This is a genomic window from Anabaena sp. EIM26 (genome assembly GCF_057568715.1).
Genome location: NZ_CM172472.1, coordinates 2,736,017 through 2,748,389 on the forward strand (window position 1 = coordinate 2,736,017; position 12,373 = coordinate 2,748,389).

General features: G+C 38.5%; 13 protein-coding genes. 6 read left to right on the forward strand and 7 right to left on the reverse strand.

Annotated features, from left to right (window positions below):
* Positions 1-113: 113 nt before the first annotated feature.
* Positions 114-362, forward strand: a complete 249-nt coding sequence (locus tag AC012T_RS11900; protein ID WP_015214059.1) for a hypothetical protein — start codon at positions 114-116, stop codon at positions 360-362.
* Complete coding sequence (gene mltA / locus AC012T_RS11905) at positions 362-1,573, forward strand: murein transglycosylase A (RefSeq protein ID WP_487066557.1); 1,212 nt, start codon at positions 362-364, stop codon at positions 1,571-1,573. Before AC012T_RS11900 ends, mltA begins: the two co-directional genes overlap by 1 nt.
* Before the next feature lie 143 nt (positions 1,574-1,716).
* On the opposite strand, the gene AC012T_RS11910 is transcribed toward mltA, so the two are convergent.
* From AC012T_RS11910 to AC012T_RS11920, 3 genes are all read right to left on the reverse strand, one after another.
* Positions 1,717-2,586: a DUF5895 domain-containing protein gene (locus AC012T_RS11910; protein WP_487065963.1), complete on the reverse strand. Its 870-nt coding sequence runs from the start codon at positions 2,584-2,586 to the stop codon at positions 1,717-1,719.
* A gap of 160 nt (positions 2,587-2,746) precedes the next feature.
* Complete coding sequence (galK, locus tag AC012T_RS11915; protein WP_487065965.1) at positions 2,747-3,817, reverse strand: galactokinase; 1,071 nt, start codon at positions 3,815-3,817, stop codon at positions 2,747-2,749.
* Between the two features lie 70 nt (positions 3,818-3,887).
* Positions 3,888-4,250 carry a hypothetical protein gene (locus tag AC012T_RS11920; protein WP_487065967.1) on the reverse strand — a complete coding sequence of 121 codons (363 nt, stop codon included), beginning with the start codon at positions 4,248-4,250 and terminating at the stop codon, positions 3,888-3,890.
* 177 nt (positions 4,251-4,427) lie between these two features.
* On the opposite strand from AC012T_RS11920, the gene AC012T_RS11925 reads away from it, so the two are divergent.
* The gene (locus AC012T_RS11925) at positions 4,428-5,324 is read left to right on the forward strand and encodes a bile acid:sodium symporter family protein (protein WP_487065969.1); all 897 of its coding nucleotides are present in this window, start codon (positions 4,428-4,430) and stop codon (positions 5,322-5,324) included.
* Positions 5,325-5,490: 166 nt separating this feature from the next.
* On the opposite strand, the gene AC012T_RS11930 is transcribed toward AC012T_RS11925, so the two are convergent.
* From AC012T_RS11930 to AC012T_RS11945, 4 genes are all read right to left on the reverse strand, one after another.
* Positions 5,491-6,018 carry a hypothetical protein gene (locus AC012T_RS11930; protein ID WP_487065971.1) on the reverse strand — a complete coding sequence of 176 codons (528 nt, stop codon included), beginning with the start codon at positions 6,016-6,018 and terminating at the stop codon, positions 5,491-5,493.
* 541 nt (positions 6,019-6,559) lie between these two features.
* Positions 6,560-6,898 (reverse strand): hypothetical protein, encoded by a 339-nt coding sequence (locus tag AC012T_RS11935; RefSeq protein ID WP_487065973.1) that lies wholly within the window; start codon positions 6,896-6,898, stop codon positions 6,560-6,562.
* 136 nt (positions 6,899-7,034) lie between these two features.
* Positions 7,035-7,400, reverse strand: coding sequence for a Lin0512 family protein (locus AC012T_RS11940; RefSeq protein WP_487065975.1), 366 nt, complete (start codon positions 7,398-7,400; stop codon positions 7,035-7,037).
* Between the two features lie 301 nt (positions 7,401-7,701).
* The gene (locus AC012T_RS11945; protein WP_323361249.1) at positions 7,702-7,983 is read right to left on the reverse strand and encodes a hypothetical protein; all 282 of its coding nucleotides are present in this window, start codon (positions 7,981-7,983) and stop codon (positions 7,702-7,704) included.
* A gap of 351 nt (positions 7,984-8,334) precedes the next feature.
* Between AC012T_RS11945 and AC012T_RS11950 the strand changes: the two genes are divergently transcribed.
* From AC012T_RS11950 to AC012T_RS11960, 3 genes are all read left to right on the forward strand, one after another.
* Positions 8,335-9,354, forward strand: coding sequence for a S66 peptidase family protein (locus AC012T_RS11950; RefSeq protein WP_487065977.1), 1,020 nt, complete (start codon positions 8,335-8,337; stop codon positions 9,352-9,354).
* Positions 9,355-9,382: 28 nt separating this feature from the next.
* Positions 9,383-11,479 carry a hydantoinase/oxoprolinase family protein gene (locus AC012T_RS11955; protein WP_487065979.1) on the forward strand — a complete coding sequence of 699 codons (2,097 nt, stop codon included), beginning with the start codon at positions 9,383-9,385 and terminating at the stop codon, positions 11,477-11,479.
* Positions 11,480-11,540: 61 nt separating this feature from the next.
* On the forward strand, positions 11,541-12,242 hold the full coding sequence (locus AC012T_RS11960) for a Uma2 family endonuclease (protein ID WP_487065981.1): 702 nt from the start codon (positions 11,541-11,543) through the stop codon (positions 12,240-12,242).
* Positions 12,243-12,373 lie beyond the last annotated feature (131 nt).

Consider the following 12,373-nt stretch of genomic DNA (forward strand, 5'->3'; position numbering starts at 1 on the left):
TCTGAACACTCATGATTTTGGTACATCTGATACTTTTCCCGTGTGCTTACCCTTTTCATAGGAGGCCGACGTGGTTAACAATAGGTTGGATGTATTTAAAATGATGTGAATTTATGCCTAGAACTCCAAACGAATATGCCGTTTTCCTCCTTTTGGATAGCGGACATCGGGAAGAAGTGCGTTTTCCTACGATTCAAGAGTTTCAGAAGTGGTATAGTGGGGAGCTTGTGCCAAAGTCAGCTTCTAATGATTTTATTAGCGTACCGATTAAGAATATTCAAGGCGAATATATGGTGGTGCGTCCATCCCGGATTGTTGGCATTCGGGTAGAACCGATTTTTAGCTCTAGTATTGAAAGATGATGAGAAAAACCTTTGCTTTGCTGTCTTTGAGTCTGGGAATTGCCCTTGTAAATCCACTTTGGTCAGTTGTTGCTCAAGTTCCGACTACACTGCCGATACCAATACCGACTACTCCAGAAGTTTTACCAGCACTCCAACCTGTGAATGTGGAAAATGCTTGTAACACCCAAGGTTGCTTGGGTTGGGATGAGCAACTCTGGGGTCAACAAGGAGATAGACAAGCACTGTTAACTTCCATTGATCATAGTTTGCGTTACTTGGGAACCAGTAAAGCGATCGCTATTTATCAAAATTATCCAATTAAAGAGATTACTCTAGATCGTGTCCGTCGGAGTTTGTTACGCTTCCGGCAACTTGTTGTTAGTTCCAAGTCAGCGGCCGAACTACAAGCCGCTGTCCGACGGGAGTTTGTTTTTTATCAGTCTGTAGGCAACGATGGCAAAGGTACTGTTAAATTCACAGCTTATTATGAGCCGGAGTATACTGCCAGCCGGGTGAGAACTTCAACATATAAATATCCCTTGTATAAAGCACCGGCTAACTTTAAAGAATGGGCTAAACCTCATCCAAAACGAGTTGATTTGGAAGGTAAAGATGGTTTATTGGGTAATAAAAGCAAATTGCGTGGCTTAGAGATGCTTTGGTTCCGCAATCGCATGGATGCATATATGATCCATATCCAAGGTTCTGCCCAAATTAAATTAACCAATGGTAGAAGAACCTCTGTAGGCTTTGCTGGAGGAACAGATTATCCTTGGACTAGCATCGGGGGAGAACTAGCAAAAGATGGTAAATTGCCACTTAGCGGTTTAACCATGCCCAAGTTACTGAGTTATTTCCGTCAAAATCCCAGGGAGATGAATAATTATTTACCACGCTGGGAAAGATTTGTTTTCTTTCAAGAAACTAACGGTGCAGCAGCTACAGGCAGCATTAGTGTACCTGTAACAGCAGAGCGTTCCATAGCCACAGATAAGTCTCTCATGCCACCTGGCGCACTAGCGTTGATTAACAACTCATTTCCTTATCCTGCTGGTGGAGGAAGATTGCAGCCTCGGAGAGTTAGTCGTTTTGTCTTAGATCAAGATACAGGTAGTGCGATTAAAGGGCCAGGAAGAGTAGATTATTTTATGGGAACTGGTCAACTAGCAGGCGATCGCGCCGGCATCACAGGCGGCAACGGTTCACTGTATTATTTATTACTCAAATAAGAGGCAGGAGGCAGGAGGCAGGAGAGAAAATTTTTACTCGGTACTCAGTACTCGGTACTCGGTACTCAGTTCTTCTTCACTGTCACCTGTTCCCTGTCACCTGTCACCTTCTTCCCTGTCACCTGTCGCCTTCTTCCCAGTCTCTAATATGGTGGATAACCAAATTCATCATCATCTGCATACACATAAGAATTGGTAACACCAGCCATTTCCACCTTAGAAACTTCTGGTTTAATAACTTCCTTACCAAAATCCTTGTGTTCTTCAAAAGCCTTACAAATAATTGCCGACTCAGGAGAATCTGAGGCAATCATATAATCAGTTAAAGTTGAAACCGTGGGATGTTTGTAATCCACCGTTGAAGCCACCAAAGCCGTATTCGGCTCAATTCCTCTTTCTTCACATTCAATAATTGGGCAAAAAATTCCATGAGCATGGAATAAAGGACCCTTTGGAGTTACAGGTTTCTTTTGAAAGGAAGCATAAGCCTTTTCTAATTCCGCGACAAAACCACCGATAGGTCTACCCTGCTGATATTCAGAATAATTTTTACCAAAACTAGCTCCTGCTGAACCACTAAGAGTTAATTGCAGAGGTGATTCATGTAAAAACTTTTTATCTTCACCTACTAAAAAAATGAGATGGCGGGTAAAAGTTTTAAATTTAACTTTATCAGCTAAAAAAGCATCATAATTATCTTTAAAAGTACCCAATTTCATGCCAGTTTCTCTGTCTTTAACAGATAATGGCCCGCGCCTTACAATTACTAATCTGGGAGTAGTGCTAATAAAAACAGTTTCCATTCCCGAACTAAATTCATGCTCTACCTGTTGCCAATTTTCATCAGGTTGAAAACCAACAGCTTGAGCGTTATCGCGGCTAATTGCTAAACCATAGCTTTGTAAACCATCCGTACCATAGCGAGGATTGATCATCAAACCCCAGGGAAGCACTTGGGAAGGAGGGGCGTTAAATTTTTCGTCTTCAAAGTCGAACTGGGCAGATGCTTTCATGATTTGAAAATATCAAAGTGCTTAATTTTACAAGTCTATCTCTTGTACCATATTTTGTACCATCCATCTCAGATATCAGGCACTTTCTGAATTAGATTTTAACAATTTCAGTTTAAACATTGTCGATTTCAGCCTCAGCAGGGACAGCCGGATATAACCGCTACATGAGTATTGTAGGTACTAAAATTTTGCCGTTGTAACCTGTATATTTGTATTCTTCAACTACTTTTGTGGCAATCTCTCTTCCTTTACCTGATGACACTAAAGCTACGCAAGCTCCTCCAAAACCTGCTCCTGTCAGCCTTGCACCAAATACTCCTACTGTATTCTGCAAAATTTCTACCAAAGTATCCAGCGCAGGTACAGAAACTTCGTAATCATCCCGTAAACTGGCATGGGAAGCGTTCATCAACTCTCCAAATCGCTCAGGTGTAACTTCCTGTAAAGCTTCCAAAACGCGATTATTTTCTGTTACTACATGACGGGCGCGATCGCATAACGGTTGAGATAATGTTTCTATAATCTTGGGATCAGTAATATCTCGAAGTGCCTTTACTCCCAACAAATGCGCTGCCTCTTCACATTCAGCCCGACGCTGATTATAACCACTAGTGGCAAGTGTGCGCGGTACACCGCTATCTATGACTATAATCTCAGTTCCAGGAGGAAAAGGCACGAGATAGCGTTCTAGAGTACGGGTATCTAAAAATAAAATATGTTTGCTATCCGCCAGACTAGCAGCCATTTGATCCATAATGCCGCATTGCACACCAGCATAGTGAATTTCTGCTTGTTGGGCGAGTTGGGCAATTTCCACATCATTGAGAGGGAGATCAAAAAGTTGACGTATTGCTCTCAATGTTGCCACTTCTAAAGCCGCACTGCTAGATAAACCCGAACCTATAGGCACAGATGATTTCACATACACCAACAGAGATGGTATTGTGTAGCCTGCGGTTTTTAAGACTTCAATACAGCCATAAATATAGCTGGCAAATCCAGATGGTGAATGGTGCGTATCTAATATAGTGACTTGCTCATTTAAATTTTCTGAATAAAAGTGGTGTGCGTTATCTCTACTCATACCCAGTAATACGGTTGTGCTTTGAGGAATGGCAGTTGGCAGCACAAAACCATCGTTATAGTCGGTATGTTCACCGAGTAAATTTACCCTACCTGGCGCACTGGCTTCTGTTTCGGGTATTGTATTGAATATTTCTTCAAAATTCATAATCTTTTTGTTTTTGTTTCGCGCAATCCCTCTTAGAGATCCCGCAGGGTAGAGGCAAAGAGGCAAAAGCCTATTTTCCTAAAGGGACAGGACGCGATCGCCTTTCTACCTCTACACTGGGAAAATTCGGGTCAAAAGTCAAATTCTCTAACTTCCCATCCTCAAGAATTACAAAAGTATCTTCCACCTTTGCCCCGGCTAAACTTGGGTTCCAAGCAACAGCCATGCCTGCGGCTAAAGTATCGGTAGTAGTTGGAGTTGCCACAATTTCTCTGGCTAAATATCCTGTAGTTCCTCCCTGATGATGTTCACGGATAGCATGGGGAAATCCATGTTCTGACCAATCTGTACCGCGTAAACGTATAGCCTGGGTTTCGGTTTCAGCTAGGGTTTGTCTCATTAGTTCCAACTTGGCGGAGACTTCTTCATTCATAGGGGATAAACACAAACACCTACAGATAATTATCAAGTTTCTCTGTGCCTGTCTGCGTCTGTCTGAGGTTGTGAACTGAAGTTTCTTTGTACCAACCCTTTCGTTAATTTATGCGGATGCAAATCATGTAGAAACAGTCTGATATTATCTTTTTGTGTAATTCAGACAAAATTGATTATGGAAGCAAGCTTTTTGAGTGCGGTTGTTTTACCGATCGCTCTAGCCATCATTATGCTAGGAATGGGTTTATCTCTTGTACCAGAAGATTTCCAGCGTGTAAAGAAATATCCCAAAGCTGTCTCCATTGGCTTGATTAGTCAATTAGTTTTTTTACCTATTATTGGTTTTGTTATTGCTAAAGTTGTCCCCATGCAACCTGCGATCGCTATGGGATTAATGATCATAGCACTTTGTCCAGGTGGGGCATCCTCGAATATAGTTACATTTCTCGCTAAAGGTGATATTGCTCTCTCTGTGACGCTGACGGCTTTTAGCAGTTTGATTACAGTATTTACCATTCCGGTGTTGGGAAACCTAGCATATCAGCACTTTATCGGACAAACTGCTGCGATCGCTCTACCCATTGGGGCAACAATAGTACAAATTTTTCTGATCACGCTTGTGCCTATTGGGTTAGGAATGGTTTTCCGACAAATATTTCCAGAAGTTGCTCGTCGTCTGGAAAAAGTGACTAACCGCCTCGCAGTTGGTTTCCTGGCGCTAATTATTCTCTTGCTTGTGATTCGTGAGTGGAATCGTATCCCTGGCTTTATTGTTCAAGTTGGAGTTGGCGTTTTACTGTTGAATGTGATCTCAATGCTGGCGGGGTTTTATGTTAGCAAGCTGTTTAAACTCAACACTCCTCAACAAATCTGCATTGGCATTGAAGTGGGGATTCAAAATGGTACATTAGCGATCGCTATTACTGCCGGATTACTCAACAATCCTGATATGGCTATACCCGCTGCGGTTTACAGCTTATTTATGTATATCACCGGGTGGATTGCTATTCGCTACGGGAGAAGGTTGGCTGCAACTAACCCAGTTCGGGAACCTTTAGAAAGTAAGGTTTAATATGGAGATAAATCAGGCTTTAGCATCTTCATTACTTACGCAAAATAGAATGAAAGTAGCGGTAATTCATGAATTACCGCTACGTAATAATCAGAGGATATTTGATAGCTTTATTTACCTGCAATATGGTGTAAATTCGACCATTCAGACTTTTTTGATTTTTTTGCTAAAACTCTACTGTTTCAAACTCAAAAGCGGCAATTAAATGCTCATCAACATAAACCTCTATCTTATGTTTACCAAGAGGATCTCCAGGAGCTATTTTCCAAAAATTCTCAATTACACCATCGCTAGAAGTTTGTGTACGTTTTGTAATAGCTGTTGTTCCATCGGCGGAGATAGAAAAATTATCATCTTCTTGTGTAGCCCATGTTTCTGGTGCTTTAGGTAAACGCAAAACTTCACGCCATTTGACTTTACCCCGGTAATTTTTAAGTTTAATCTGCCAACCATAAGTATCACCTTGTTTTAGTGGTACTTTAGTGGTAGGAAAAAAATTAACTTTACCCTTAGCATCAACTATTCTGACCCCGAACTCAGATTTATTGATAGTAATTTTTTGACTATTAATTAACTGAGAAGTTTCTAAGGGCGCTTCTGCTAAAACGCTATTAATTTTTTGTAAATTTGTAGCAAAGAAGCCAAATATCAACCAAAAAGAAGTTAGTAAAAGTCTCACAGCAGAAATCTTCATACGTATCTTTTCTCAAAGATTAGTTAGTACTTAATTCCATCACTTTTAGCTCTATTCCGGGTTGAGATTTAAAAATCATCAACGCTACCCTTACCAGTTTCTATAGCAATAGTATTTGAGTTTTGAACCCATCTAAATATTTGTAGGGTGTGTTAGGCAAAGCCGTAACGCACCGTAAATTTGATTAATAGTGCGTTATGTTGTCACTCTAAGCATAGTCATGCCCGCAAGGGATTTACGCACCCTACGTATTTTTTCAAAAATCAAATATGATTCCTATACAATACTTGTCGGTCACATAGTGTGCCGGAGGCATCAACCAACATTTACCAGGGTTTGTTGGTTTTCACTTTGTTCAACCCAACCTTGTATTATTAGCGGGCAAGATGCCCGCACCACAAGAAATTTTGGGATATTTTTTTAATTGGAGAACTCTAGAGCATTTACTAGAGCATTTAATTAAAATAGCAAAAATAGAAAATAGGATACAAAATTATTACATCCTATTTTCAAAACGTATTGCTGAAATTTATTCAGCTTTTTAGTCTTCGTCAAGCGCAGGAAAAAGTTCTTCAAACCGCCACAAACTATTTTTATTTTCAATGAACCAAATACGAGTTTCGGTGGTTAACTTACTCCACACAACTTCAGGAGGAAGGTGAGGAGAAGAATACTGATATTCTTGACCAAGTTCTTTGAGATTATCTGCTACATCAACAGGAATACCAAAGTTTTCCCAGTCAATTTCTACATTTCTTCCAGAAAGTCCCGCAGCAGGATCAAAAACCAACTGTGCAGTTCTAATTAAGTCTGCAAAGTGTTGCGCTTTGAGTCCGATGATATCCTGGATTTCGAGTGATTTATGAGGCTCTGATGGCATTATAACTGAAGTGATGAAGATAGATTGTGAATTGAATCTACCGCCAGAGATGATCCCGATAAATTTATTTTAGCTTTATTTTAGCGCAGAAATTCAAGGTCGATTACTAACTTGCCTGCAATAATCTCAAATTTGGTTATTCAGTTTCAACTAAAACTGTCACTGCTGCAACTGCTATTAACATTTCGTCATTTTTATCGTTGAGTGCAGGAATTGCTAATCCGTCCACTACCATTCCTCCGGCCTCTACAGTAAGGGTTTTGCGACCAAAGGGGAGTACGGCTAATACCTCTGCTTCCCGTACTTGTTCAGGGTAAGGAACTGCGACCTTGACTTCTACAATCATATCATTAGGATCTTTTAGCCCTGCTACTTCCATAATACCAAGCAAGGCATTATGAGCGATCGCATTTCTAACCGCTCTCGCTGCTGCTACTGTCGGTTCCTGTCCATGCTGGTCTATACCCATACCCATTTCGATAATAAAGCGTTTCAGTGCCATAAATAAAAAGTATTTACATCCAAATTAGTAAACTCTCGCCGGTTATCTTACCAAACCATCAGTCAGTTTAAAGCCAATCAGAACTTACGCAACTGGCTTACTTTGTAGGGTGCGTCAGACGTTCGTTAATCCTGCAAATAAACAGATATTGGATATCTGACGCGCCATAAACATAGATATTTCCTATGACACGCAGCTTTAGTCCTACCAATGACTGAAATGCTTACAAAAAACCTGACGAGAGTATAATATATGATTCTATTTGTTATTTGAATAGTAAAGGTATTACCAAGAATCTTAATTAAGAGAGTGGTTTATCCTTAATGCTAGTGACACAAAAATTAATATGAGAGCGGATAGCCTTTTCATAAACTCCAGTCTGTGCTGTGCGTACTCCTATATGTTGATAGATCAAGTTAATTTCTGGAAATTCACACCAATACATCAAAAAAACATCTTTAGATGGAGTAGTAATTTCATAATTATTCTCTTGTCTTTTCTTTTTGAGTTTACAATTATTTAGTTTGAGTTTTTGTCGAAATAATTGTTCAAATTCTGGAATTAAATTTGCAGTAGTTTCCATAGTTTATACACGTTTAAATACGTGCTTAGATAAACACCATTTTGTGATATTGCTAAGTGTGACACTTGAGCGACCTATCATAGGATTAGTATATCAGCTATAGTCAATTTTACAATTTGGGCTTCTTTTTTTCCTGCTCAGAGTGCGCCCAGAGAATACACGACAACAATAGAATACCTGTTCAAATTCTGCTATTTTTTTGCTAAATCTCTGTTTTACACGTTCTTTGATTTACCATTATGAGGGGCAATTTTTTTGGATAATTTCTTAAGAAATCTTTAAGATTAACATTGTCAAATTTTCCCTCAGCTTGGAAACTTCGTTGTCGTAATTGTTTCGCCTACATACTCCATGAGCATCAACCGTCGTCAATTTCTCACCACATTGGGATTAACCACCATAGCCACCCACATTGCCCCAGTTCTCGCCGAAATTCAGACTTCACCAAACATCATCATCAAACCACCACATCTAAAAATAGGTGATACCGTAGGATTAATAGCCCCGGCTGGTATTATCGAACCTAAAGACATCGAAACGGCACAACAAACTTTGACCAAGTTAGGGCTGAAAGTCATAACAGGCGCACATATTTTAGATCGTCATGGCTATTTAGCCGGAAAAGATCGCGATCGCGCCCAAGATATTCATACCATGTTTATAGACAATTCTGTAAAAGCAATTATGTCCATGCGTGGCGGTTGGGGTTGTAATCGTATTTTACCGTTACTTAATTATCCCCTCATTCGTAAAAATCCTAAAATAATTATAGGTTACAGCGATATTACTTCTTTATTATTAGCTATTAATGCTCGCAGTCGATTAATTACATTTCATGGTGCAGTTGCTACTTCTACATGGAATCAATTTACAGTTGATTACTTTAAAAATATTTTATTTGATGGCGAAAAATTAATCATGCAGAACACCCCCACTAATGAAGGAAAAATAGCAACAATTAACCCAGGAAAAGCTCAAGGTAAACTTATTGGTGGTAATTTATCAATTGTAGCTGCTATGGTGGGTTCACCTTATTTACCATCATGGTATCAAAGCATTTTATTTGTGGAAGATATAGGTGAAGATATTTATCGGATAGACAGAATGCTGACACAATTAAAAAATGCTGGAATTCTCAATCAAATTTCTGGGTTTATTTTTGGACAATGCACAAATTGTCAACCAGGAGATGAACCAGCATTTACATTAATCCAAATCCTCAAACATCATATCCAACCTTTAGGAATTCCCGCTTGGTATGGCTCTATGATTGGTCATATTAAAGACAAATTTACAGTGCCTGTAGGTTTAGAGGTAGAAATAGACGCTGATAATGGCACAATTAAAATGTTAGAAGCTGCTGTAACTTAATTCATAATGCAATTGAGGAAGTTGAATAATGTTAAAAATATTTGCAGATAGGGGTGGGACATTTACAGATATCGTTGCTATTACCAATAATCAGATAATTATAGACAGACTTTCAAAACATACGGAACGGTTTTTAATTGTCCCTCTACCTAACCAGCAATGGATAATAGTCTATAAATTACTTTCCGAAAATCCTGAACAATATCAAGATGCAGTGATCCAAGGAATTCGGGATATTATCGGACTATCTGCTAATGAACCCATTCCTGATCAAACAATAAAAGTAATCAAAATGGGGACAACAGTAGCTACTAATGCGCTCTTAGAAAGGCATGGAGATAGAGTCGTCTTAATTATTACTAAAGGCTTTAGAGATGCGCTGAGAATTGGCTACCAAAACCGTCCTAACATCTTTGCTCGAAATATCATTTTACCAACAATGCTTTATGAACAAGTAATTGAAGTAAATGAACGATATGATGCAAAAGGCAATGAATTAACCTCCGTCAATATTGAGCAAGTTAAAACAGATTTACAGGCAGTTTATAATACAGGAATTAGGAGTTGTGCCATTGTATTCATGCACAGCGATCGCTATCCCCACCATGAACAACAAATAGCCCAAATTGCAGAAGAAATCGGATTTACACAAATTTCTGTATCACATCAAGTTAGTCCATTAATGAAACTCGTAAGTCGAGGAGATACAACAGTTGTCGATGCCTATTTAACTCCTATTCTCCGTCGCTATGTTAACCAAGTGGCTAGTCACTTACCCAATGTTAAATTAATGTTTATGAAATCTGATGGAGGGTTAACCAACGCGGCAAACTTTCAAGGTAAAGATAGTATTTTAAGTGGCCCTGCTGGTGGTATTGTTGGTGCAGTACAAACTAGTAAAAGAGCAGGTTTTGATTTAGTTATTACCTTTGATATGGGTGGAACAAGTACAGATGTTGCACATTTTAAAGGGGAATATGAAAGACAATTAGATTCAGAAATTGCAGGTGTGCGGATGCAAGTTCCCGTCTTAGCAATTAACACCATTGCTGCCGGTGGTGGTTCAATTTTATTCTTTGATGGTTCTAGTTATCGTGTTGGGCCAGAATCCGCTGGTTCAAATCCTGGGCCTGCTTGTTATCGACGTGGTGGACAATTAACAGTGACAGATGCTAATGTCATCTTAGGAAAAATTCAGCCTCAATATTTTCCCGCAGTTTTTGGTAATGAAGGTAAATTACCTCTAGATCAAGAAATTGTCATTCAGAAATTTATTCAACTAGCAGAAAAAATTACATCTGTCACAGGAAACTATCGAACTCCTGAACAAGTAGCATCTGGCTTTATTGCAATTGCTGTTGAAAATATGGCCAATGCTATTAAAAAAATCAGCCTCCAACGTGGCTATGATGTTAATCAATATGTGCTTTGTTGTTTTGGTGGAGCAGGAGGACAAGTTGCTTGTTTAATTGCTGATACTTTAGGGATAAAAAAAATATTTCTTCACCCTTTTGCTGGTGTTTTATCTGCTTATGGAATGGGTTTAGCTGATGTGAGAGCAACCAAAATTATAGGAGTAGAACAACCTTTACATCAAACATTAATTCCTCAATTACAGCAATTAATGGCATTTTTGGAAACCCAAGCCAAAAGTGAATTAACTCAGGAAGCAAATAATTTAGAAGAAGTAGTTAAAAAAGTTAATTTAAAATATGAAGGAACTAACTCTATTTTAACCGTTGATTTCGCATCAGATGTGGCAGTAATGCAACGAAATTTTGAAATTGAACATAAATCACGTTATGGGTTCATTCAAATAGAAAAAACCTTAATTATAGAATCCATTTCATTAGAAGTAATACAAAAAATGGATACGCCTGAAGAACCATTAATTATTCGTAAACGCCTTGCAGAGGAACTTCCACAACCCATGAAAATAGTCCAAATGTTTACTGATGAAAGATGGCATGATACGCCAGTTTATCGTCGGGAAGATTTACAACCAGGAGATTGTATAAATGGTACTGCAATCATTATCGAAAAAATTAGCACAATTGTAGTTGAACCTAACTGGAAAGCGAAATTAACAAAACGTAACTATTTGATCTTAGAACGTGTTTTTTAGTGATATTTATAGCGCCTGTAATTAATGCTAAACTAAACAAATAACTACTTGGTATCATATCATGATGATTACTCAAGAATTAGTAGATGAACAAAATATCTCTGAAGATGTAATTTTTCCTCCCAGCGATTTATATAGTGATGAACCTCCCGTGGAAACAGAACTACATCTAGAGCAAATTATACTCTTAATCAAATGTCTTAAATGGTTGTGGAAAGAAAGAACTGATTTCTATGCAGCAGGAAATTTGAGCATTTACTATAGTCCTAACCAGAAAAAAACAGAAAATTTTCGTGGGCCTGATTTTTTTGTAGTTTTAGGAACTGAATGCAAAACTCGCAAAAGTTGGGTAGTGTGGGAAGAAAATGGTAAATATCCTCATGTAATTGTCGAAATTCTCTCACCAACAACAGCAAAGACTGATAGGGAATCTAAAAAAGAACTTTATCAAGAAACTTTCCGCACACCGGAATACTTTTGGTTTGACCCCTATACATTAGAATTTGTAGGTTTTCAGTTAATAAATGGAAAATATCAACCTGTAAAAGCTAACGAAAAAGGACATTTATGGAGTGAACAATTAGACTTATATTTGGGAATTCATCAAGGTTTATTACGTTATTTCACACCAGAAGGAAATTTAGTACCTACACCTGAAGAAACCGCAGAGAATGAAATTCAAAGAGCAGAATATGAAACTCAACGAGCCGAACGATTAGCGGCTAAATTGCGGGAATTAAATATTGACCCAGATACCATTTAAACGATCACTGAAAATGTAGGTTGGGTTGACGCAAGAAAACCCAACATTTATCAAGAATTTGTTGGGTTATGCCTACGAAAAAAAAGTTACAAATAAACTGATATATCTCATCTAAGCATATTAAAAATTAT